This window comes from Pseudomonas sp. NY15356, from assembly GCF_048068175.1.
Lineage (GTDB): Bacteria > Pseudomonadota > Gammaproteobacteria > Pseudomonadales > Pseudomonadaceae > Aquipseudomonas > Aquipseudomonas putida_K.
This window is the reverse complement of sequence record NZ_JBLUPW010000028.1, coordinates 23,564-44,665: the sequence shown is the minus strand read 5'-3', so window position 1 is coordinate 44,665 and position 21,102 is coordinate 23,564. Positions and strand designations below refer to the sequence as shown.

At 62.8% G+C, this 21,102-nt stretch carries 23 protein-coding genes and 1 tRNA gene; 19 read left to right on the top strand and 5 right to left on the bottom strand.

Going from position 1 to position 21,102, the window contains the following annotated elements:
• Window position 1: 1 nt before the first annotated feature.
• On the top strand, window positions 2-208 hold the full coding sequence (locus tag ACNFCI_RS19485; RefSeq protein WP_084854475.1) for a SlyX family protein: 207 nt from the start codon (window positions 2-4) through the stop codon (window positions 206-208).
• Between the two features lie 52 nt (window positions 209-260).
• Here ACNFCI_RS19485 and ACNFCI_RS19480 read toward each other — a convergent pair whose 3' ends face one another.
• The gene (locus ACNFCI_RS19480) at window positions 261-854 is read right to left on the bottom strand and encodes a cold shock domain-containing protein membrane protein (protein ID WP_416768135.1); all 594 of its coding nucleotides are present in this window, start codon (window positions 852-854) and stop codon (window positions 261-263) included.
• Window positions 855-1,118: 264 nt separating this feature from the next.
• Here ACNFCI_RS19480 and ACNFCI_RS19475 point away from each other — a divergent pair, with 264 nt between their 5' ends.
• The 18 genes from ACNFCI_RS19475 (at window position 1,119) to ACNFCI_RS19390 (ending at window position 14,739) form a co-directional block, all read left to right on the top strand.
• Complete coding sequence (locus ACNFCI_RS19475; RefSeq protein ID WP_028690591.1) at window positions 1,119-1,592, top strand: Dps family protein; 474 nt, start codon at window positions 1,119-1,121, stop codon at window positions 1,590-1,592.
• A gap of 179 nt (window positions 1,593-1,771) precedes the next feature.
• The gene (locus tag ACNFCI_RS19470; RefSeq protein WP_084854478.1) at window positions 1,772-2,098 is read left to right on the top strand and encodes a ribbon-helix-helix domain-containing protein; all 327 of its coding nucleotides are present in this window, start codon (window positions 1,772-1,774) and stop codon (window positions 2,096-2,098) included.
• A gap of 93 nt (window positions 2,099-2,191) precedes the next feature.
• Entirely contained in the window at window positions 2,192-2,413 is a 222-nt protein-coding gene (locus ACNFCI_RS19465) for an FmdB family zinc ribbon protein (protein ID WP_043209521.1), read from the top strand.
• A gap of 94 nt (window positions 2,414-2,507) precedes the next feature.
• The gene (aspS, locus tag ACNFCI_RS19460) at window positions 2,508-4,283 is read left to right on the top strand and encodes an aspartate--tRNA ligase (protein ID WP_324818467.1); all 1,776 of its coding nucleotides are present in this window, start codon (window positions 2,508-2,510) and stop codon (window positions 4,281-4,283) included.
• Between the two features lie 108 nt (window positions 4,284-4,391).
• A complete protein-coding gene (locus tag ACNFCI_RS19455) occupies window positions 4,392-5,144 on the top strand; it encodes a YebC/PmpR family DNA-binding transcriptional regulator (protein ID WP_368829735.1) in 753 nt (250 codons plus the stop codon).
• Between the two features lie 188 nt (window positions 5,145-5,332).
• On the top strand, window positions 5,333-5,857 hold the full coding sequence (gene ruvC, locus ACNFCI_RS19450) for a crossover junction endodeoxyribonuclease RuvC (protein ID WP_084854481.1): 525 nt from the start codon (window positions 5,333-5,335) through the stop codon (window positions 5,855-5,857).
• Between the two features lie 109 nt (window positions 5,858-5,966).
• Complete coding sequence (ruvA, locus tag ACNFCI_RS19445; protein WP_416768134.1) at window positions 5,967-6,584, top strand: Holliday junction branch migration protein RuvA; 618 nt, start codon at window positions 5,967-5,969, stop codon at window positions 6,582-6,584.
• Window positions 6,581-7,627, top strand: coding sequence for a Holliday junction branch migration DNA helicase RuvB (gene ruvB, locus ACNFCI_RS19440; RefSeq protein WP_084854483.1), 1,047 nt, complete (start codon window positions 6,581-6,583; stop codon window positions 7,625-7,627). Before ruvA ends, ruvB begins: the two co-directional genes overlap by 4 nt.
• Window positions 7,628-7,752: 125 nt before the next feature.
• Window positions 7,753-8,205 carry a tol-pal system-associated acyl-CoA thioesterase gene (ybgC, locus tag ACNFCI_RS19435; RefSeq protein WP_084854484.1) on the top strand — a complete coding sequence of 151 codons (453 nt, stop codon included), beginning with the start codon at window positions 7,753-7,755 and terminating at the stop codon, window positions 8,203-8,205.
• Between the two features lie 2 nt (window positions 8,206-8,207).
• Complete coding sequence (tolQ, locus tag ACNFCI_RS19430) at window positions 8,208-8,903, top strand: protein TolQ (protein ID WP_084854485.1); 696 nt, start codon at window positions 8,208-8,210, stop codon at window positions 8,901-8,903.
• A gap of 14 nt (window positions 8,904-8,917) precedes the next feature.
• A complete protein-coding gene (gene tolR / locus ACNFCI_RS19425) occupies window positions 8,918-9,370 on the top strand; it encodes a protein TolR (protein WP_084854486.1) in 453 nt (150 codons plus the stop codon).
• Complete coding sequence (gene tolA, locus ACNFCI_RS19420) at window positions 9,370-10,446, top strand: cell envelope integrity protein TolA (RefSeq protein ID WP_084854487.1); 1,077 nt, start codon at window positions 9,370-9,372, stop codon at window positions 10,444-10,446. Before tolR ends, tolA begins: the two co-directional genes overlap by 1 nt.
• 26 nt (window positions 10,447-10,472) lie before the next feature.
• The gene (gene tolB, locus ACNFCI_RS19415; RefSeq protein ID WP_216356221.1) at window positions 10,473-11,744 is read left to right on the top strand and encodes a Tol-Pal system beta propeller repeat protein TolB; all 1,272 of its coding nucleotides are present in this window, start codon (window positions 10,473-10,475) and stop codon (window positions 11,742-11,744) included.
• Between the two features lie 54 nt (window positions 11,745-11,798).
• Window positions 11,799-12,299 (top strand): peptidoglycan-associated lipoprotein Pal, encoded by a 501-nt coding sequence (gene pal / locus ACNFCI_RS19410; RefSeq protein WP_084854489.1) that lies wholly within the window; start codon window positions 11,799-11,801, stop codon window positions 12,297-12,299.
• Window positions 12,300-12,305: 6 nt separating this feature from the next.
• Entirely contained in the window at window positions 12,306-13,103 is a 798-nt protein-coding gene (gene ybgF, locus ACNFCI_RS19405; protein ID WP_084854490.1) for a tol-pal system protein YbgF, read from the top strand.
• Window positions 13,104-13,263: 160 nt separating this feature from the next.
• On the top strand, window positions 13,264-13,911 hold the full coding sequence (queE, locus tag ACNFCI_RS19400) for a 7-carboxy-7-deazaguanine synthase QueE (RefSeq protein WP_416768133.1): 648 nt from the start codon (window positions 13,264-13,266) through the stop codon (window positions 13,909-13,911).
• 16 nt (window positions 13,912-13,927) lie between these two features.
• Window positions 13,928-14,602 carry a 7-cyano-7-deazaguanine synthase QueC gene (gene queC, locus ACNFCI_RS19395; RefSeq protein ID WP_084854491.1) on the top strand — a complete coding sequence of 225 codons (675 nt, stop codon included), beginning with the start codon at window positions 13,928-13,930 and terminating at the stop codon, window positions 14,600-14,602.
• 61 nt (window positions 14,603-14,663) lie between these two features.
• Window positions 14,664-14,739 (top strand) — tRNA-Lys (locus ACNFCI_RS19390).
• Between the two features lie 139 nt (window positions 14,740-14,878).
• On the opposite strand, the gene ACNFCI_RS19385 is transcribed toward ACNFCI_RS19390, so the two are convergent.
• The 4 genes from ACNFCI_RS19385 to ACNFCI_RS19370 all read right to left on the bottom strand — a co-directional run bounded on the left by ACNFCI_RS19385 (window position 14,879) and on the right by ACNFCI_RS19370 (window position 21,080).
• Window positions 14,879-16,180: an NAD(P)/FAD-dependent oxidoreductase gene (locus ACNFCI_RS19385; RefSeq protein ID WP_368829734.1), complete on the bottom strand. Its 1,302-nt coding sequence runs from the start codon at window positions 16,178-16,180 to the stop codon at window positions 14,879-14,881.
• 60 nt (window positions 16,181-16,240) lie between these two features.
• Entirely contained in the window at window positions 16,241-17,803 is a 1,563-nt protein-coding gene (locus tag ACNFCI_RS19380; RefSeq protein WP_368829733.1) for an amino acid permease, read from the bottom strand.
• Between the two features lie 439 nt (window positions 17,804-18,242).
• Window positions 18,243-20,012, bottom strand: a complete 1,770-nt coding sequence (locus tag ACNFCI_RS19375; RefSeq protein WP_324815644.1) for a phosphoethanolamine transferase CptA — start codon at window positions 20,010-20,012, stop codon at window positions 18,243-18,245.
• A 120-nt stretch (window positions 20,013-20,132) separates the two neighbouring features.
• On the bottom strand, window positions 20,133-21,080 hold the full coding sequence (locus tag ACNFCI_RS19370) for a cation diffusion facilitator family transporter (protein ID WP_084854495.1): 948 nt from the start codon (window positions 21,078-21,080) through the stop codon (window positions 20,133-20,135).
• Window positions 21,081-21,102: the final 22 nt, after the last annotated feature.

Genomic DNA, 21,102 nt, shown 5'->3' with positions numbered 1-21,102 from the left:
CATGTCGCTGGAGTCGAGAGTCGTCGAGCTTGAAAGCCGTCAGGCGTTTCAGGATGACACCATCCAGGCGCTTAATGACGTGGTGGTCGAGCAGGCCCGCGTGATCGAGCGCCTGCAGTTGCAGATGGCCGAGTTGATCAAACGCTACGAGGAAATGGTGGGGCAGTACGGCAGCGAGGGAGAGGAGGCGCCACCGCCTCATTATTGAAGTGCGGCCAATGGCGTGGCGGGCAAGCCGCTACGCCACGAACCGCCCAGGGTCAGCGGCGGGAGACCGCGACCACGTCTTCGGCCTGCAGGCCCTTGTCACGGTGCATCACCGAGAACTCCACGCGTTGGCCTTCGACCAGAACGCGATGCCCTTCGCCACGGATGGCGCGAAAGTGCACGAAGATATCGTCACCCGAGTCGCGGGAAATGAAGCCGAAACCTTTGGAGGTGTTGAACCACTTGACCGTGCCGGTATCGCGCTTGCCGCCATCCTGGGTGACGCCCAGGCTGGCGCGGGGCTTGCCGATGCTGCGGGCGAAACCTGCGCCCAGGTGCAGGGCGACGGCGACGACGGCGCAGAGCAGGGCAGGCAGGTCGCCCAGCTCCGGGCGGGCCAGCAGCGTCACGGTCTGCAGGACCACGGCCAGCACCAGCAGGGCGCAGGCCAGGTATTGCAGTTGCTGGCGCAGGCCTTTGTAGTAGTGCGGCAGGGCTGGGGCCAGGAGCAGGTTGAGCAGGCCGAGCAAGGCCAGGTAGACGGCTTCAGGTTGCTGGAGGAAAGGTGTAGCTTCGGTTTTGAGGCTGGGTATGAGCGATAGCAGCAAAGCTGCCACGCCCGTCACCAGATGGACGATCTTGAACATTTGGGTTGGCTCACATTGATAAGGCCGATCACAGGAAGAGCTGCCAGGGTGGTGCGCAGGTGTAAGGCGCGATCACACGGTTGGCAGCCTATGCACCCGGCAATGACAGTCCGCACGGGTGGCACGGTGCCTATTTAACAGCAAAGGCCGGGGGTTCTCAAACCGCGAGGGATGGATTGCCCTGGGTCACAGGCAGGAACGGGTAGGTCTGATACAGTTTGTGATGCCCGCTTGATGACCAAGCCTTGTGAAAAGGAGAGATCCATGGCAATCGATATCGGTATCAGCGAAGAAGACCGCAAGTCCATCGTCGACGGGCTTTCACGCCTGTTGTCGGACACCTACGTGCTGTATCTGAAAACCCACAACTTCCATTGGAACGTCACCGGCCCGTCATTCCGTACCCTGCACTTGATGTTCGAAGAGCAGTACAACGAGCTGGCCCTGGCGGTCGATTCGATCGCCGAGCGGATCCGCGCCCTGGGCTTCCCGGCTCCGGGCTCGTATGCCTTCTATGCGCGCCATTCATCGATCAAGGAAGAAGAGGGCGTGCCGCCGGCGGAAGAGATGATCCGCCAATTGGTCCAGGGCCAGGAGGCGGTGGTGCGTACTGCGCGCAGCATCTTCCCGGTGGTCGACAAGGTCAGCGACGAGCCGACGGCCGACCTGCTGACCCAGCGCATGCAGGTGCATGAGAAAACCGCCTGGATGTTGCGCGTGCTGCTCGACGGCAATTGATCGCCCGGCCGTAGTGCGATGCAAGGCCTGGTTCCGCGACCGGAGCCAGGCTGCTCCATTTCCTTGAGGAAGGTTTTGCCACTGCTCTCCAGGCGCCTGCGGCGCTTTATTGGGCGCGCCCCTCGTGCGCAGCACTTGGGTGTCTTCCCAGGCGATGGAGTGGTGCGGTGGATATAAGGATGCAGCAAGGCAAGCGTGGTGCTTGCCAGGGAAAGTGGCCGGGCAAGCAGTGCATTGACCCGTTCAGGGCTGATTTCGACATGGTGCAGGTCAGGCCGGTCTCGCGTTCGGTCCGGCTCAATGGCTTTGCCACCTGCCTGCGCCTGGAGGTGGTGTACTGGCGGATTCTGGAGCGGATCGCCGAAGCCAATCAGTGTACGGTAAGCGCTGTGTTGTCCTATGTGGACCGGGAAGTGCACCTGCGTCATGGTGGGGTGCGCAACTTCAGCGGCCTGGTCCGGGTCATCTGCGTGGCCTGGTTGCTCGATCCGCCCAGCATGCGCTGATCGCCAGGCGGGCTGCACGGCTGTCCTTAACCATATATAATCCCGCTTTTCACTGCCCCCGGCAGTCAGCGTTGTGGTTGACGAGAGACACCCATGCCCCTTTATGACTATCAATGTGCATCCTGCGACCACCGTATGGAGGTGTTGCAGAAGATCAGCGCCGCGCCGCTGACCGATTGCCCGGCGTGCCAGGCGCCGGCGCTGAAGAAGCTGTTGTCGGTACCCGGTTTCCGCCTGAGCGGCAATGGCTGGTACGAGACCGATTTCAAGACCGGGGCGAAAAAGAATCTGGCAGGCGGCGACAAGGCCGACTGAGTTGAATTGCAGTGACCGGGTCTTGCAGTATTAGCCCCTCAGGGCGGCCAGACCTCCACCGAATACACGAATCACGAGAAGCGAAACCACCATCATGATGCGCAGCCATTATTGCGGCCAACTGAACGAGCGCCTGGACGGCCAGGAAGTCACTCTTTGCGGCTGGGTCCATCGTCGTCGCGACCACGGCGGGGTGATCTTCCTCGACATCCGTGACCGCGAAGGCATGGCCCAGGTCGTTTTCGACCCGGATCGCGCCGAGACTTTCGCCAACGCTGACCGCGTGCGCAGCGAGTACGTCGTGCAGATCACCGGCAAGGTGCGCCTGCGTCCGGAAGGCGCGGTCAACCCGAACATGGCCTCTGGCGCCATCGAAGTGCTGGGCTACGAGCTGACCGTCCTCAACGAGGCCGAGACCCCGCCTTTCCCGCTCAACGAATACTCCGACGTGGGCGAGGAAACCCGCCTGCGCTACCGCTTCATCGACCTGCGTCGCCCGGAGATGGCCGACAAGCTGCGCCTGCGTTCGCGCATCACCAGCAGCATCCGCCGCTACCTGGACGAGAACGGCTTCCTCGACGTCGAGACGCCGATCCTGACCCGCGCCACCCCGGAAGGTGCCCGTGACTACCTGGTGCCGAGCCGCACCCACGCCGGCAGCTTCTTCGCCTTGCCGCAATCGCCACAGCTGTTCAAGCAGCTGCTGATGGTGGCCGGCTTCGACCGCTACTACCAGATCGCCAAGTGCTTCCGCGACGAAGACCTGCGTGCCGACCGTCAGCCGGAATTCACCCAGATCGACATCGAGACCAGCTTCCTCGACGAATCCGAGATCATGGGCCTGACCGAAGGCATGATCCGCAAGCTGTTCAAGGAAGTCCTGGACCTGGAGTTCGGCGAATTCCCGCACATGACCTACGAAGAGGCCATGCGTCGCTACGGCTCCGACAAGCCTGACCTGCGTATCCCGCTGGAACTGGTCGACGTTGCCGACCAGCTCAAGGATGTCGACTTCAAGGTCTTCGCCGGCCCGGCCAACGATCCTAAGTGCCGCGTCACCGCCCTGCGTCTGCCAGGCGGCGCCAGCATGCCGCGCAGCCGTATCGACGAATACACCAAGTTCGTCGGCATCTACGGTGCCAAGGGCCTGGCGTACATCAAGGTCAACGAACGTGCCAAGGGCGTCGAAGGTCTGCAGTCGCCGATCGTCAAGAACATCCCCGAGGCCAACCTCAACGTGATCCTCGATCGCGTGGGTGCAGTCGATGGCGATATCGTGTTCTTCGGCGCCGACAAGGCCAAGATCGTCAGCGAAGCCCTGGGCGCGCTGCGTATCCGCCTGGGCCACGACTTCGAGCTGCTGACCTGCGAGTGGGCGCCGATGTGGGTCGTTGACTTCCCGATGTTCGAAGAGAACGACGATGGCAGCTTCAGCGCGCTGCACCACCCGTTCACCGCGCCCAAGTGCACCCCGCAGGAGCTCGAGGCCAACCCGGCCGGCGCCCTGTCCCGTGCCTACGACATGGTCCTCAACGGCACCGAGCTCGGTGGTGGTTCGATCCGTATCCATCGCAAGGAAATGCAACAGGCCGTGTTCCGTCTGCTGGGCATCGGTGCAGAAGAGCAGCAGGAGAAGTTCGGCTTCCTGCTCGACGCCCTGAAGTTCGGCGCGCCGCCCCACGGTGGCCTGGCCTTCGGCCTGGACCGCCTGGTGATGCTGATGACCGGCGCCCAGTCGATCCGTGAAGTGATCGCCTTCCCGAAAACCCAGAGCGCCGCGTGCGTCATGACCCAGGCCCCTGGCCTGGTGGATGCCAAGGCCCTGCGCGAGCTGCACATCCGTCTGCGCGAGCAGACCAAGGTCGAGTAATCGGCCCGGGCGCTTCCCGGTGGGGGCGCCCACGCGCTTCGGCGCCGTTTTCTCGCGTTCCGCCCTTCGGGGCGGAACCTGTTTCTGTTTGAAGGATTTGGAGACGTTATGGCTGGTCATTCGAAGTGGGCAAACATCAAGCACCGCAAAGAACGCCAGGATGCCAAGAGAGGCAAGATCTTCACCAAGTGGATCCGCGAGCTGACCGTCGCTGCCAAGCAGGGCGGCGCCGACCCGGCCTCCAACCCACGCCTGCGCCTGGCATTGGACAAGGCCTTGGGCGCCAACATGAGCCGCGACATCATCGATCGCGCCGTAGCCCGTGGTGCCGGTACCAACGAAAGCGACAACGTCGAGGAACTCAGCTACGAGGGCTACGGCCCCGGTGGCGTGGCGATCATGGTCGAGGCCATGACCGACAACCGCAACCGTACCGCGGCCGCTGTGCGCCATGCCTTCGCCAAGTGTGGCGGCAACCTCGGCACCGACGGCTCGGTGGCCTACCTGTTCGAGCGCAAGGGGCAGATCAGCTTCGCCGCCGACCTGGGCGTAAACGAAGAGGCCTTGATAGAAGCGGCCATGGAAGCCGATGCCGACGACGTGGTTGGCAACGATGACGGCTCCTTCGACGTCTTCACCTCGTTCAACAGTTTCTATGCGGTGCGCAACGCCTTGGAGGAAGCCGGTTTCAAGGCTTCGGACGCCGAGATCGTGATGCAGCCGACCACCAGTGCCGAGCTGGACCAGGAGGGCGCCGAGAAGGTGCTCAAGCTGATCGACATGCTCGAGGACCTGGATGACGTGCAGAACGTCTACTCCAATGCCGAAATCTCCGACGAGATCATGGAAAAACTCGGCTAAGGTATCTGGTTTATCCTGGCATGGCTCGTTGAGCCTGCGGCCCTTTCGCGGCACAAGGCCGCTCCTACAGGTACAGCGACGTTCCTCAGGTCGGCGCGATGTCTGTAGGAGCGGCCTTGTGCCGCGAAAGGGCTGCAAAGCAGCCCCAGGGGCCGCGCGCGTCGTATTCTTTATCTATTGCAGGCGTTATGACTCTGATTCTTGGTATCGACCCCGGCTCGCGCATCACCGGCTTCGGTGTGGTGCGCCAGACTGCCCGTGGCTGCGAGTACGTGGCGTCTGGCTGTATCCGCACCGGCAGCGGCGAGCTGCATGAGCGCCTGCAGATCGTGTTTCGTGGTGTCAGCGAAATCATTCGCCAGCACGGGCCCGTGACCATGGGCATCGAGCGGGTGTTCATGGCGCGCAATGCCGACTCGGCCCTCAAGCTCGGTCAGGCGCGGGGCGCGGCCATCGTCGCCGCCGCCGAAGCGGGCCTTGAGATCGCCGAGTACAGCGCCAGCCAGGTCAAGCAGGCCGTGGCAGGTACTGGTGGCGCCAACAAGGAGCAGGTGATGCTGATGGTCATGCACCTGTTGAAGCTGACGCAAAAACCGCAGGTCGACGCCTCCGACGCCCTGGCCATCGCCCTGTGCCATGCCCATACCCGCTCCAGCCTGGTGCCCCACGGCCTGGCCACGGCGCGGCGAAGAGGCGGGCGCTTGCGTCTTTGAGCGCTTCATGCGCAGATACAAATTTTGTCCGGGTGAAACGTTCACCCGTTGCATTTGCTGATAGGGTTGAGCGGTCTTCGACCGGCTCCCCGAGAGAAAGGATCGGAACGTGTTTGGACGTTTGCGCGGCACCCTGGCGGAAAAACAGCCGCCGCACCTGATTATCGACGTCAACGGCGTAGGCTACGAGCTGGAAGTGCCGATGACCACCTTGTATCGCCTGCCCAAGGTCGGCGAACCGGTGACCGTGCATACCCATCTGGTGGTGCGTGAAGATGCGCATCTGCTCTATGGCTTCGCCGAAAAGCGCGAGCGCGAGTTGTTTCGCGAACTGATCCGGCTGAACGGGGTTGGGCCGAAGCTGGCGTTGGCGCTGATGTCCGGGCTGGAAGTGGACGAGCTGGTGCGCTGCGTGCAGGCCCAGGACACCTCGGCCCTGGTGCGTGTGCCGGGCGTCGGCAAGAAGACCGCCGAGCGCCTGCTGGTCGAGCTCAAGGACCGCTTCAAGGCCTGGGAAACCTCGCCTGCCATGTTCACCCTGGTGTCCGATGGCCCGCTGCCGGTCAGTAGTGCCTCCACGGCCGAAGCCGATGCGGTCAGCGCCCTGGTCTCCCTGGGCTACAAGCCCCAGGAGGCGAGCAAGGCGGTATCGGCGATCAAGGACAAGGCCGGTCTGAGCAGCGAGGAGCTGATTCGCCGTAGCCTCAAAGGGATGATTACCAAGTGATCGAAGCCGACCGACTGATCGCCGCCAGCGGGCGCGACCGCGAAGACATCCAGGACCGTGCGATCCGCCCGCTGCGCCTGGAGGAATACATCGGCCAGCCGGTGGTGCGCGAGCAGATGGCACTGTTCATCCAGGCAGCCCGTGGGCGCAACGAGTCCCTGGACCACACCTTGATCTTCGGTCCGCCCGGCCTTGGCAAGACCACGCTGGCCAACATCATCGCCCAGGAAATGGGCGTGTCGGTCAAGAGCACCTCGGGCCCGATCCTCGAGCGCCCGGGCGACCTGGCGGCCATGCTGACCAACCTCGAGCCCCACGATGTGCTGTTCATTGACGAGATCCACCGCTTGTCCCCGGTGGTCGAGGAAGTGCTCTACCCGGCGATGGAAGACTTCCAGCTGGACATCATGATCGGCGAGGGGCCGGCGGCCCGCTCGATCAAGCTGGACCTGCCACCTTTCACCCTGGTCGGTGCCACCACCCGTGCCGGCATGCTGACCAACCCGCTGCGCGATCGCTTCGGTATCGTCCAGCGCCTGGAGTTCTATAGCAACAGGGACCTGGCCACCATCGTCAGCCGTTCGGCCAACATCCTGGGCCTCGTGATCGAGGACGAAGGCGCCTATGAGATCGCTCGCCGGGCCCGTGGCACCCCGCGGATCGCCAACCGTCTGCTGCGCCGGGTGCGCGACTACGCCGAGGTGCGTGGCAAGGGCGAGATCACCAAGGCGGTGGCGGACATGGCGCTGAACCTGCTGGATGTCGACGAGCGTGGCTTCGACCATTCCGACCGCCGCCTGCTGCTGACCATGATCGAAAAGTTCGACGGTGGCCCGGTGGGGGTCGACAACCTGGCGGCAGCCATCAGCGAGGAGCGCCATACCATCGAAGACGTGCTCGAGCCATACCTGATCCAGCAGGGCTACATCATGCGTACGCCACGCGGGCGTGTGGTCACCCGTCACGCCTACCTGCATTTCGGCCTGAACATTCCCGGCCGCTTTGCCGAAGGTGGCGAATTTTCCGATCCCGACGATGAATGACAGATCGAATCGGGGTTTTCGTGGTCCTACCGCTGGCACGCCCTCGCGGCGCTGGCAATAAGACATTATCGATGCAAAAACAGTTGCCGGGGCGGATTGGCAAGCTGAGGAGTAAGCACTAGAGTATGCGCGCGCAAAAAGGCCTGGAACCGTTCGCCCACCGCTGTCGCGTCTATTACGAGGACACCGACGCAGGTGGCGTGGTGTATTACGTCAATTACCTGAAATTCATGGAGCGTGCACGCACCGAGCGGCTGCGGCACCTGGGGTTTTCCCAAGCCGAGCTGGCAGGCCAGAACCTGCTGTTCGTGGTCCATTCCAGCGAAGCGCGCTACCACGCGCCGGCGCGGCTGGACGACGCGTTGCGGGTGACCGCGCAAGTACTTGAATTGAATCGCGCCAGCCTGCGCTTCGTGCAGCAGGTCTGGCGGGAAAAGGATGAAACGCTGCTCTGCGAGGGGCAGTTCCTGGTGGCCGCCGTGCGCGCCGACACTTTCAAACCCCGGGCCATACCCCAAGAGCTGCGCGACGCCTTCCTGGCGGACGGCACGGGTACTCAATCGAACGCAGGAGAATAAGCGTGGAAGCTAACGTCGTCGACCATACCTCCATGTGGAGTCTGGTCAGCAATGCCAGCATTGTGGTGCAGCTGGTGATGCTGACCCTGGTGGCAGCCTCGGTCACCTCATGGATCATGATCTTCCAGCGCAGCACCATGCTGCGCGCCGGTCGTCGTGCGCTGGACGCCTTCGAAGAGCGCTTCTGGTCGGGCATCGACCTGTCCAAGCTGTACCGCCAGGCAGGCAGCAACCCAGACCCGGATTCCGGCGTCGAGCAGGTGTTCCGTGCCGGCTTCAAAGAGTTCTCGCGCCTGCGCCAGCAGCCGGGCGTCGACCCGGATGCGGTCATGGAAGGCGTTGGCCGTGCCATGCGCGTAGCGATCTCCCGCGAGGAAGAGAAGCTCGAGCAGAGCCTGCCGTTCCTGGCCACCGTCGGTTCCACCAGCCCGTACATCGGCCTGTTCGGTACCGTCTGGGGCATCATGAACTCCTTCCGCGGCCTGGCCTCTGCCCAGCAGGCGACCCTGGCCACCGTGGCCCCGGGTATTGCCGAGGCGCTGATCGCCACTGCGATCGGCCTGTTCGCCGCGATCCCGGCAGTCATCGCCTACAACCGTTTCTCGGCCCGCAGCGAAGTGCTGATCGGTCGTTACTACACGTTCGCCGACGAGTTCCAGGCGATCCTGCACCGCAAAGTACACACCAGCGAAGAGTGATCAGGTAGAAGCCCATGGCCCGAGTTCGCCACAAACGCAAGCCGGTCGCCGAGATGAACGTGGTGCCCTACATCGACGTGATGCTGGTGCTGCTGGTCATCTTCATGGTGACCGCTCCCATGCTCAACCAGGGCGTGAAGGTCGACCTGCCCAAGGTATCCAGCGAAGCCTTGCCCCAGGACAACAACGTTCAGATCCTGACCATCTCGATCAAGGCCGACAAGACCTACTACTGGAACCTCGGCAGCGAGGTCGACACCGACAAGCAGATGGACAAGGCCATGACCTTGCCGGAAATGACCGACGCGGTGACCAAGATCATTGCCGCCGGTCGTGACCAGGGCAAGCAGACCCAGGTCTTCATCCGTGGCGACAAGGCCGTCGACTACGGCGCGGTCATGGGCGCCATGGGTGGGTTGCAGAAGGCCGGTGTCGGTAACGTTGGCCTGATTACCGAGGCGCCCTGATGCAACAGCGAGAGCCATCCGCCTCGGAAAGCTACTTCTGGCCCAGTATCTGGGCCATCGGTCTGCATGTGCTGGTGTTCGCGATGCTGTTCGTCAGCTTCGCCATGACGCCGGAACTGCCGCCGTCCAAGCCTATCGTCCAGGCCACGCTCTACCAGCTCAAGTCCAAGAGCCAGGCAACCACCCAGACCAACCAGAAGATCGCCGGGGAAGCGAAGAAAACCGCTTCGCGCCAGACCGAAGTCGAGCAGCTGGAACAGAAGAAGGTCGAGCAGGAAGCCATCAAGGCCGCGGAACAAAAGAAAGCTGACGCCGCTCAAAAGGCCGAAGAGGCCCGAGAGGCCGCCGAGGCGAAGAAGGCTGAAGAGGCTGCCAAAGCCGCCGAAGCCAAGAAGGCCGCCGAGGCCAAGAAAGCCGAAGAGGCGAAGAAGGCCGCCGAGAAGCAGCAGGCCGACATCGCCAAGAAAAAGGCCGAGCAAGAGGCGAAGAAGCAGGCCGAGGAAGAAGCCAAGAAGAAGGCCGCCGAGGAGGCGAAGAAAAAAGCCGCCGAGGAGGCCAAGAAGAAAGCAGCCGAGGACGCCAAGAAGAAAGCGGCGGCCGAGCAGGCCAAGAAAAAGGCAGCTGAAGACGCCAAGAAGAAGGCGGCGGCAGATGCCCAGAAGAAAAAGGCCCAGGAAGCGGCCCGCAAGGCAGCGGAGGACAAGAAAGCCCAGGCCCTGGCCGAGCTGTTGTCCGACACCACCGAGCGGCAGCAGGCCCTGGCCGATGAGCGTGGCGATGAAGTGGCCGGCGATTTCGACGACCTGATTCGCATGCGGGCAGCCGAAGGCTGGGCACGTCCGCCGTCCGCACGCAGGGGCATGACGGTAGTCCTGCAGATCAACATGTTGCCCGATGGCACCATCACCAATGTCAGCGTGGCGCGCTCCAGCGGCGACGGCCCGTTCGACGCCTCGGCGGTGGCAGCAGTGAAGAACATTGGTCGTTTGACCGAAATGCAGGGCTTGAAGCCGAACGAGTTCAATCCGTATCGTTCATTCAAGATGACATTTACACCTGAGGATCTTGCGTTGTGATTAAACGTCTGAAAGGACTGCTGGTCATGCTCTGCTGCGTGGCAGGTATGGCCGTGGCAGAGGAAAAGAACATCCTGGTCACCAGCGGCAGCGACCGGGCGACCCCGATCGCGGTGGTGCCGTTCGGTCTGCAGGGTGGCAGCGTGCTGCCGGAAGACATGGCCGAGATCATCGGCAATGACCTGCGCAACTCCGGTTACTACTCGCCCATTCCACGGCAGAACATGATCAGCCAGCCGAGCCAGGCCAGCGAAGTGATCTTCCGTGACTGGAAGGCCTTGGGTGCCCAGTACGTGATGGTCGGCAGCATCGTGCCGGCCGGCGGTCGCCTGCAGGTGCAGTACGCCCTGTTCAACGTCGCCACCGAGCAGCAAGTGCTGACCGGCAGCGTCGCCGGCGGCGTCGACCAGCTGCGCGACATGGCGCACTACATCGCCGACCAGTCGTTCGAGAAGCTCACCGGCATCAAGGGCGCGTTCTCCACCCGCATGCTGTACGTGACCGCCGAGCGCTTCTCTGCCAATAACACCCGCTACACCCTGCAGCGCTCGGACTACGACGGTGCCCGCGCCGTGACCCTGCTGCAGTCCCGCGAGCCGATCCTGTCGCCGCGCTTCGCGCCGGACGGCAAGCGTATCGCCTATGTCTCGTTCGAGCAGAAGCGCCCGCGCATCTTCGTCCAGCACATCGACACCGGTCGCCGTGAGCAGGTCACCAACTTCGAAGGCCTCAACGGTGCTCCGGCCTGGTCGCCGGATGGCTCGCGCCTGGCCTTCGTGTTGTCCAAGGACGGTAACCCGGACATCTACGTGATGAACATGGGCTCGCGCCAGATCACCCGCGTCACCGCCGGCCCTGGCATCAACACCGAGCCGTTCTGGGGCAAGGATGGCAACACCCTGTACTTCACCTCCGACCGTGGCGGCAAGCCGCAGGTCTACAAGACCTCCATCGGTGGTGGTGGTGCCGAGCGCGTGACCTTCGTGGGCAACTACAACGCCAACCCGAAACTGTCGGCCGACGAGAAGACCCTGGTGATGATCCATCGCCAGCAGGGTTTCACCAACTTCAAGGTGGCTGCGCAGGACCTGGAGCGTGGAAGTGTAAAGATTCTTTCGGACACCAGTCTTGATGAGTCTCCCACTGTTGCGCCAAACGGCACCATGCTAATCTACGCCACCCGCCAGCAGGGCCGGGGAGTCTTGATGCTCGTCTCTCTCAACGGACGCGTGAGGCTCCCGCTTCCTACCGCGCAAGGCGAAGTCAGAGAACCGTCCTGGTCCCCTTACCTGAACTGATTGCGGCGTAACACTATTTGCTTAACACACTGGGGTTTCATTAGGAGTTTCACGATGGAAATGCTGAAGTTTGGTAAATTCGCTGCGCTGGCTCTGGCCATGGCCGTAGCTGTAGGTTGCTCCTCCAAGGGCGGTGACAACGCTGGCGAAGGCGCCGCTGTTGACCCGAACGCTGGCTACGGTGCCAACACCGGCGCTGTCGACGGCAGCCTGAGCGAAGAAGCCGCCCTGCGCGCAATCACCACCTTCTACTTCGAATACGACAGCTCGGACCTGAAGCCAGAAGCCATGCGCGCCCTGGACGTTCACGCCAAGGACCTGAAAGCCAACGGCAACCGTGTTGTCCTGGAAGGCCACACCGACGAGCGCGGTACTCGCGAGTACAACATGGCTCTGGGCGAGCGTCGTGCCAAGGCCGTTCAGCGCTACCTGGTTCTGCAGGGCGTTTCCCCTGCTCAGCTGGAACTGGTTTCCTACGGCGAAGAGCGTCCGGTTGCCACTGGTGGCGACGAGCAGTCCTGGGCTCAGAACCGTCGCGTAGAACTGCGTAAGTAAGTTCCTATGCGTATGTGCCGTCGTGCTGTAACCGTCCTCGCACTCAGCCTGCCGCTTGCGGCCTGGGCTGAGGTTCCCGTAGTAGATGACAACGCGAGCGGCTATCCGCCTGCGGGTTATGGCACGAGCGGCGCCTATGCCGGGGCAGGGGCTTCGACCCCTGCCTCTGCACAGGGCCAGCTGTTCATGCAGCTGCAGCAGATGCAGGACCAGATTTCCCGCCAGCAGGGCATCATCGAAGAGCTGCAGAACGATGTGGCCCGCATGAAGCAGGAAAGCCTGGAGCGTTACAAGGATCTGGACAGCCGCATCAACAGTGGTGCCGCGCCTGCCCAGGCTCCCGAGAATTCTTCCACCGGTGGTGCCGCCGCCGGTGCTGCCGCTGGCGCCGCTGCCCAACAGCCGGCCGCCAGCAGCGAACCCGGTGATCCGGCGAAAGAGAAGCTCTATTACGACGCCGCTTTCGACCTGATCAAGCAGAAGGACTTCGACAAGGCCAGCCAGGCCTTCGCCGCCTTCCTGCGCAAGTACCCTAACAGCCAGTACGCCGGCAATGCCCAGTACTGGCTTGGCGAGGTGAACCTGGCCAAGGGCGACCTGCAAGGTGCCAGCCAGGCCTTCGCCAAGGTCGGCCAGTTGTACCCCAAGCACAGCAAGGTGCCTGACTCGCTGTACAAGCTGGCGGATGTCGAGCGTCGCATGGGCCACACCGACAAGGTCAAGGGTATCCTGCAGCAGGTCATCACCCAGTACCCCGGCACCTCCGCCGCGCAACTGGCCCAGCGCGACCTGCAAAAGCTCTGAATATCGCCTGACGAAAGAAACCCGCGCTTGTCGCGGGTTTTTTCGTTAGAATCTTGGCCCTTTTTTCGTAAACACGCTGTTGCGGATAACGCTATGTCGAGTCCGTACCAGTGCCTGACGGAGGCGGACAGCCTGTTTAGCTGTCACGCCCGTGGCGACCATGCAAGACACATTACGCATCACCGAAGTCTTTTACTCGTTGCAGGGTGAAACACGAACGGCGGGGCTGCCCACCGTATTCGTGCGTCTCACCGGCTGCCCTTTGCGCTGCCAATACTGTGACAGTGCCTACGCCTTCAGCGGCGGCACCCTTCGTACCCTTGACGATATCCTCGAGCAGGTGGCGGGCTTCCGGCCGCGCTATGTCTGCGTGACCGGGGGCGAACCCTTGGCCCAGCCCAACGTGCTGGCGCTGTTGCAGCGCCTGTGTGACGCCGGCTACGAGGTGTCCCTGGAAACCAGCGGTGCCCTGGATATCGCCCGCGTCGATACCCGCGTCAGCCGCGTGGTCGACCTCAAGACCCCGGGCTCGGAGGAGTCGCACCGTAACCGCTACGAGAACATCGAGCTGCTGACCCGTAACGACCAGGTCAAGTTCGTGATCTGTTCCCGTGAGGACTACGACTGGGCGGTTTCGAAACTGATCCAGTACAACCTGGCCGAGCGCGCAGGCGAAGTGCTGTTTTCGCCCAGCCACCACCAGGTCAATGCCACCGACCTGGCCGACTGGATCGTCGCCGACAACCTGCCCGTGCGCTTCCAGCTGCAGTTGCACAAACTGCTGTGGAACGACGAGCCTGGCCGCTGATAAAAGGAGTATGAACATGACTGAGAAACGTGCGGTAATCCTGCTGTCCGGTGGCCTGGACTCGGCCACCGTGGTTGCTATGGCCAAGGCCGAGGGCTACAGCTGCTATACCATGAGCTTCGATTACGGCCAGCGCCACCGCGCCGAGCTGAATGCTGCAGCGCGAGTTGCCCGAGACCTGGGCGTGGTCGAGCACAAGGTGATCGGCCTGAACCTGGACGGCATCGGTGGCTCGGCCCTGACCGATACCAGCATCGATGTACCTGAGGCACCTGGCGAGGGCATTCCGGTCACCTACGTGCCCGCCCGAAACACGGTCTTCCTGTCCCTGGCCCTGGGCTGGGCGGAAGTGCTTCAGGCCCGCGACATCTTCATCGGCGTGAACGCCGTGGACTACTCGGGTTACCCGGATTGCCGTCCCGAGTTCGTCGAGGCGTTCGAGCGCATGGCCAACCTGGCCACCAAGGCGGGCGTGGAAGGGCAGGGCTTCCGTATCCAGGCCCCCCTGCAGAACCTGAGCAAGGCGCAGATCGTCCAGGCCGGCATTGCCCGGGGCGTGGACTACAGCCTCACGGTGTCGTGCTACCAGGCGGACGACGACGGCCGTGCCTGCGGCAAGTGCGACAGCTGCCGCCTGCGTGCCGAGGGCTTCAAAGCGGCGGGTGTTGCGGACCCGACTCGATATTTTTAAAAAAAGTTGCGATGGGGTGTTGATTTCCCGTTAGAAATCAGTATTATACGCGCCATCCAACGGGTCGTTAGCTCAGTTGGTAGAGCAGTTGGCTTTTAACCAATTGGTCGTAGGTTCGAATCCTACACGACCCACCATACATGAAGAGCCCGCCTTTCAAGGCGGGCTTTTTCATTTGCGCGTCATTCAGATAGATCCGGCAGCTCCTGCTGTTGCGACTGTAGGTGAGGGCCTGGCCCTTGATCGCGGGGGCATGACCCTTCTGGATGCGCAGGCTCAACCTTCTCCAACCCTGTTCAGCCGATGTGCATCGAAGGCATCGATCGTTTGGTACGCGGTATAGGTCGCCTGCGCCGCCAGCAAACCGGCAACACCAAAGGTACGGGTCAAGCCAAACTGCCCGAACCCTGCCGGTACGGGCAACCTGTGGGCGATGGCATCGGCAAGCACCTCGCCTGCCACCGTGGTGGGCGCCATGCCGTGGCCACCGAAACCTACCGCATGCCAGATGCCGTTGTCGTCCTGGCCGATCTGCGCCATCTGATGGCGTCCGTAGCTCATCAGGCCACCCCATGAATAGTCGATGTCCACGTCCTCGAGCTGAGGGTAGACCGTGACCAGGTCGGCCTTGAGCAGCTTGGCGATGGCTTCGGGGCCGCGATCGAGGATGGAAATACGCCCGCCCCACAGGATGCGACTGTCCTTGAGCGGTCGGTAGTAGTCGAAGGCGAAGCGGGTGTCGTAGATCGCCGACTCGCAGGCGATCGCGTCCTTCAGCCTCTCGCCCAATGGCTGGGTGGCGACCACGTAGGTGGCGATGGGCAATACTGCGCGCTCCACTGGGCGATAGACGCCACGGGCGTAGCCGCCGCCGGAAAACACCACTTCTTCGGCATGTACCTCGCCGCCTTCGGTTCGCACGACATATTTGCCGGCGCGTCGTTCGATGGCCAGCACGGGAGACTGTTCGAACAGGCGCGTGCCGAGGTCGGTAACCGCGCGCGCCACGCCGCAGACGTATTTGAGCGGATGGAAGTGGAAGGCATTGCGCTCGAGCAGCCCACCGTAATAGCGGTCGGTCTTGAGCATTTCTTTCAGTTCGCCGGGTGCGATGTATTCCCACTCGACGCCGTAGGCTTCTTTCATCAGTTGCCGGGGCTTTTCCAGGCGCGACGGGTCATTGAACCAGTTGGCCAGGATCACCCCTTTGTCCACCAGGTCGCAGTCGATGCTGTAGTGGCGGGCACGGCTGCGGATCAGCTCCACCGCGTCGAGCGTCAGGTGGTACAGGCGCCGCGCCTCTTGTGCGCCCAGGGTATCGAGCAGGGCGCCGTTGCCCAGGCTGTAGCCGCCGAAGACGAAACCGCCGTTGCGCCCGGATGCGCCATGCCCCACCCGGTGCGACTCCAGCACCACCACGTCGGTGACGCCACGTTCGGCCAGGCCCAGGGCGGTCGACAGACCTGCCAGGCCGCCCCCCAGGATGCAGACGCGGGTGTCGGTGCGGCCGGCGTGGGCCGGGTAGGACACCCGATCGACGGAGGCTTCGTAGAAGGATTGAAGGAAATCGGTGCTCATCGCAAGGTCCATGCGGTAATGGCGCCGGGCAGAAGGCTGCCGACGCCGTGCCAGAGGGTATCAGGCGGAAGTCTGGGGGCTGGCGATCGCCAGGTCGCTGGCATCGCTTTCGGCGCTGTGGCGCGCCTGCCGCCGGCGAACCTCGATCACGCTGAAGTCCATATCCCGGTAGCGGACGATGCGCGAACGGGTGATCAACTTGTGGCCAAGCCACATCACCGCGAACAGCACCAGGCCGATATAGGTCGCGGTGGCGCCCATCCAGTCGATGCGGTCGCCGATGAAAGCCTGGTAGTTCTGGCCCAGCATCACCACCATGCACAGGGCGAAGGCGAAGAACGGCCCGAACGGGAAGAACTTCGAGACGTAGGGCAGCTTGTCCAGGCTATGGCCCTGCAGTTTGTAGCCGCGACGGAAGCGGTAATGGCTGATGGCGATGCCCAGCCAGGCGATGAAGCCCAGCATGCCGGAGGTATTGAGCAGCCACAGGTAGAGCTTGCCGGGGCTGAACAGGAAGCTCAGCAGGCACAGGCCGGCCACCACCGAGGTGGCCAGCAAGGCCCACACGGGTGTGCCCGAGCGGGTGAGCTTGGCGAACAGCGCGGGCGCCTTGCGCTCCACGGCCAGGCTGTAGAGCATGCGCGAAGAGGCGTACATGCCGGAGTTGCCGGCCGAGAGCACCGAGGTGAGGATCACGGCATTCATGATGGCCGCAGCGGCCAGCATGTCGGCTTTTTCGAAGATCAGGGTGAAGGGGCTGATGGTGATGTCCGAAAGCCCGTCCTTGAGCAGGCGCGGGTCGGTATAGGGAATCAGCAGGCCGATCACGATGATGGTGCAGACGTAGAACAGCAGGATGCGCCAGAAGATCTGGCGCACCGCCTTGGGAATGTTGCGTCCGGGGTTTTCCGTCTCTCCAGCGGCGATGCCGACGAACTCGGTGCCCTGGAACGAGAAGCCGACGATCATGGCCACGCCGATCAGCGCAGGCAGGCCACCGGCGATCGGTGCGTCGCCGATCTGCCACAGGCGTGCGCCGCCATCTTGGCCACCTTCGACGATGCCCATCAGCATCAGCACGCCCATGACGATGAAGGCGATGATGGTGATGACCTTGATCAGTGCGAACCAGAACTCCGTCTCGCCGAAGAAGCGTACCGAAGCGACGTTCAGGGCGAACAGCAGCCCCAGGAACACGGCGCTCCAGATCACCCCGGGTGTGTCCGGGAACCAGTAGGTCATGATGATCTGTACGGCGACCAGGTCCACGGCGATGGTCACCGCCCAGGAATACCAGTAGTTCCAGCCCAGGGCGAAGCCGAAGCTTTCGTCCACGTACCGTGAGGCGTAGGTGGAGAACGAGCCGCTGACCGGCATGCAGGCGGCCAGTTCCCCCAGGCTGGTCATCAGGAAGTACACCATCAGGCCGACGATCGCGAAGGCGAGCAGGGCGCCGCCGGGCCCCGACTGGGCGATGGTGGCGCCGGAAGAGACGAACAGGCCGGTGCCGATCGAACCGCCGATGGCGATCATGTTCAGGTGGCGGCTGTTGAGGGTGCGTTTCAGATGGCCCGCGGGCGTGTTCGCGGCGGTCGAACGTGCGTGTTCATTGGATTGGGTCATGGGCAATCTATTTGACCTCGTTCAGTTTGAGTTTTTTGTTCTTGTTCTGCCCTGGCTGGCGCGTCGTGCTTCGCGCGGGCCAGGCTGTACGGCCCAAGTTCAAGAGTTCGCTCGCCATGAATGGCGGGCGAATTCATTGACCGGGGTCAGTATCGGCGTGCGAAGTGCTGCCCAACAAACGACCTTTAGGCACTAAATCATTCTGTTTTGGAATGAAGTTGGGTATTGGTGTGTTTTTATGATGACTGACTGGTCATATGGCGAAATGCCGGTCTAGAGCTTCTGCGCTTGGATGCGTTGCGTCAGAATGTAACGTGCTTGTGTCGATTTGAGCGTTTTGACGATTGGATCTATCAAAATGACAGGAAAAAAATTCAGTTTATTAGAGCTGTAGGTGTGGGGTTTAAAGCGATAGGGCCGCGACGCGGCCCCGGGGAGATCAGCCTTCGTGGGGCTGGGCGCGGCTGGTGATGGCAGCTTTCTGCTCGTGCACAGCCGTGTCCTGCGGCAGCTGGTCGAACTCGCGCAGGCCGTCCTTGCGGTACGGGTCGCCGATCCAGCGCGGCGCCACCAGGAACTGCGGGCTCACCAGGCTCTTGGCCGGCTCGAAACGGTCATAGCTGAGGCCGGCGAGGTCGGACAGGGTATGGATCAGATGCGAGCTGCTGTAGGGCCGGTCGGTCATCGACTGCAGGTCGCGAGGGTGCTCGGCTTGCCAGCTTGGCGAGGTCCACAGCAGGAACGGGATGGTGTACATCGGCCGGGTCGGCGCGTTCTCGTTGCGGCCCAGGCGATCGTGGTCGCCGGAGCTGTAGACGTCTTCACCATGGTCGGAGAGGTACAGCAGGAACCCATTGGGCGTCGACGCCGAGTAGCGCTGGATCAGGCTGGATACCACGTGGTCGTTGTACAGCACTGCGTTGTCGTAGAAGTTGTAGGTTTCCACCTGGCTGGGAGACAAGCCAGCAGGCACGCCCTGGCTGTCCTTGAAGCGCTCGTAGGTATCCGGATAGCGGTAGCGGTAGTCCATGTGGGTGCCCAACAGGTGGACGATGATGAACTTCTTCTGCGCCGGGTCCTGCAGTGCCTTTTCGAACGGTGCGAGCACCACTTCGTCATACTGGCTGGCGTTCTGGTTACGCTGGTTGTTCAGGTAGACCGGCACATCCGTCTGCTGGGAGAAGGTGGTCAGCATGGTGTTGCGCTTGGTCATCGTCTGCTGGTTGGTGATCCAGAAGGTTTTGTAGCCCGCCTGTTTCATCAGGTTGATCAGCGAAGGGTCGGTCAGGAAGCGATCCGGGTTCTTCTGGTCGCCGAAGGTCAGGATCTGCTGCATCACTTCGATGGTATAGGGCCGTGGCGATACCACGTTGCGGAACACCGTCAGTTGCTTGTCCTCGCTGGCCAGGGCGTCGAGGTTGGGTGTGGTCGGCCGGCCGTAGCCGTACAAGTGCATGTGTTCACGGGTGGTCGATTCGCCCAGCACCAGCACCAAGGTGCGCGGCGCGTCGCCGCTGCTGTCCTTCAGGCCCTGCAGGGGTGGCAACGAGGCGTTCTGCTCGAGCAGCTTCTGCATGTTGTCCAGCTGCTGGCGGTATTGCTGGTAGCCGACCAGCAACTGCCAGGGCACCGCAGGCTCCATGCGTAGCTGGACCTTTTCCAGGGCGTCGGCGAAGTTGCGTTCCTGGGTCACCATCTGTTTATAGAAGGGGTAGATCAGGTTCGCCGCCAGCAGCACGATCACCAGCGGCGCCCGGCTGCGCAGGGGCAGGGTGACCGGGCGCACGCGCTTCCACAGCAGCACCGCCACAACGGTATACAGCAGCAGCGCCAGGCACAGCCCGACACTGAAGTACTGGCTGAAATATTCCCCGGCTTCGGCGGTGTTCGACTCGAACATCACGAAGATCACGCTCTGCGAGAACTCCTGGCGGTAGATGCCGAAGTAGCTCAGGCCCACCAGCGAGGCGGCCCAGAGCACCACGCCGATCACCGCGCTCAAGGTGCGGGTGTGGCGCGGCAGCAGCAATACCGGGGCGAACCACAGGGTGCTGAGGAAAAGCGAGTCTCGGAAGCCGGAAAACCCGGTGGTGCCGCTGAACATCAGCAGCGCCTGGGTGACACCGGAGAAATACCAGAAGAACAGCAGGAGCCAGCCCAGGCCGGCCCAGTCGATGCCTTTTCGCATTGTTGGGGTAGTGCTTGCCACGTGCGCCTCGTCGAACCTTGATGACAGCCGGGTGTGCCGGCTGCCGGAAAGGCTGCGACGCTAATGGAGCGGCTGTGAAAATAACGTCAACCGTTCATGGAAAAAGCAGTGGCCTGGCGCTTATTCGGCCCATTCCGGATCGCCGGTGAATACCACCGTGAGCCAACGGTCCGGCCCTTCGCCGCCGATGGCTTCGCCGATCTCGTCGCGCAGGGCGTCCCACTCGGCGATGGTGCGGGCGGCCATGGTGGTCGGCACGATGAAGTACAACTCGATCTCCCGCGAGCGACCGACCTTGGCTACATAGGCGCGGTACGACTGCAGGCCGTGCCGCCCGACGAAGGCCTGGGCCACGTCATCGACGTGTTGCTTGAGGTCGCTCGGGGTCACCAGGAACATTTCCGCCAGCGCCTGGCGCACCACCGACATCGGCAGCGGGATGATCACCAGGCACACCAGGGCCAGCACGGCCGGGTCGATGTAGGGCGAAAGCCAGGCCCACTCGGTGCCCTGCACCAGGTAGCCGAAGCAGAAGGCGACCAGCAGGGCGGCGGTGATGCTGGCCGACATCACCCAGCCCTTGACATCCATGCGCACGAAGTCCGAGCCCAGTGTGCGGTTGGCGCGGGCCTCGGCGATGGCGATGGCCAGGCAGGCGACGACGGTGACTGCGGCATAGATCAGGGCGACACCGAATTCCAGGTCTCGGCCGCCTTCGAGCAGGCTGCTGATGGCGTTGATCAGGGCGTAGGCCGCTACGCCGGTCAGCAGAATGCCATTGAGCGCCAGGACCATCGGCTCCAAGTGCCAGAAGCCCATGGTGAAGCGCTCGCGTAGCTTGCGTGACATACGTTCGGCACGGGCATGGGAGGTGATCAGCTTGACCACCACCAGTGACAACCCGCTCATGCTGGCGTCCACCAGCGAATAGACACCATCGAAGACGATCGAGAACGAGCCTGACGCCAGGCCGAAGGCGATGCCGATCACGGCGATGAACAAAGTGACGGCGATGGACGTGCGCAGCACGCCCTGTTCGCTCGCCAGGTCGAAAAACGGTTTTCCCATCATGGGCTCCCTGTCTGATTTC

What these genes read in the sequence shown, in the direction of transcription:
- queC (WP_084854491.1), top strand. Translation starts at nt 13,928, where the DNA reads ATGACTGAGAAACGTGCGGTAATCCTGCTGTCCGGTGGCCTGGACTCG.
- ACNFCI_RS19455 (WP_368829735.1), top strand. Translation starts at nt 4,392, where the DNA reads ATGGCTGGTCATTCGAAGTGGGCAAACATCAAGCACCGCAAAGAACGC.
- queE (WP_416768133.1), top strand. Translation starts at nt 13,264, where the DNA reads ATGCAAGACACATTACGCATCACCGAAGTCTTTTACTCGTTGCAGGGT.
- ACNFCI_RS19380 (WP_368829733.1), bottom strand. Translation starts at nt 17,803, where the DNA reads ATGACCCAATCCAATGAACACGCACGTTCGACCGCCGCGAACACGCCC.
- tolR (WP_084854486.1), top strand. Translation starts at nt 8,918, where the DNA reads ATGGCCCGAGTTCGCCACAAACGCAAGCCGGTCGCCGAGATGAACGTG.
- aspS (WP_324818467.1), top strand. Translation starts at nt 2,508, where the DNA reads ATGATGCGCAGCCATTATTGCGGCCAACTGAACGAGCGCCTGGACGGC.
- ybgC (WP_084854484.1), top strand. Translation starts at nt 7,753, where the DNA reads ATGCGCGCGCAAAAAGGCCTGGAACCGTTCGCCCACCGCTGTCGCGTC.
- ACNFCI_RS19470 (WP_084854478.1), top strand. Translation starts at nt 1,772, where the DNA reads ATGCAGCAAGGCAAGCGTGGTGCTTGCCAGGGAAAGTGGCCGGGCAAG.
- tolB (WP_216356221.1), top strand. Translation starts at nt 10,473, where the DNA reads ATGCTCTGCTGCGTGGCAGGTATGGCCGTGGCAGAGGAAAAGAACATC.
- ACNFCI_RS19370 (WP_084854495.1), bottom strand. Translation starts at nt 21,080, where the DNA reads ATGGGAAAACCGTTTTTCGACCTGGCGAGCGAACAGGGCGTGCTGCGC.
- ACNFCI_RS19385 (WP_368829734.1), bottom strand. Translation starts at nt 16,180, where the DNA reads ATGAGCACCGATTTCCTTCAATCCTTCTACGAAGCCTCCGTCGATCGG.
- ybgF (WP_084854490.1), top strand. Translation starts at nt 12,306, where the DNA reads ATGCGTATGTGCCGTCGTGCTGTAACCGTCCTCGCACTCAGCCTGCCG.
- ACNFCI_RS19485 (WP_084854475.1), top strand. Translation starts at nt 2, where the DNA reads ATGTCGCTGGAGTCGAGAGTCGTCGAGCTTGAAAGCCGTCAGGCGTTT.
- pal (WP_084854489.1), top strand. Translation starts at nt 11,799, where the DNA reads ATGGAAATGCTGAAGTTTGGTAAATTCGCTGCGCTGGCTCTGGCCATG.
- ACNFCI_RS19475 (WP_028690591.1), top strand. Translation starts at nt 1,119, where the DNA reads ATGGCAATCGATATCGGTATCAGCGAAGAAGACCGCAAGTCCATCGTC.
- ACNFCI_RS19465 (WP_043209521.1), top strand. Translation starts at nt 2,192, where the DNA reads ATGCCCCTTTATGACTATCAATGTGCATCCTGCGACCACCGTATGGAG.
- ruvC (WP_084854481.1), top strand. Translation starts at nt 5,333, where the DNA reads ATGACTCTGATTCTTGGTATCGACCCCGGCTCGCGCATCACCGGCTTC.
- ACNFCI_RS19480 (WP_416768135.1), bottom strand. Translation starts at nt 854, where the DNA reads ATGTTCAAGATCGTCCATCTGGTGACGGGCGTGGCAGCTTTGCTGCTA.
- tolA (WP_084854487.1), top strand. Translation starts at nt 9,370, where the DNA reads ATGCAACAGCGAGAGCCATCCGCCTCGGAAAGCTACTTCTGGCCCAGT.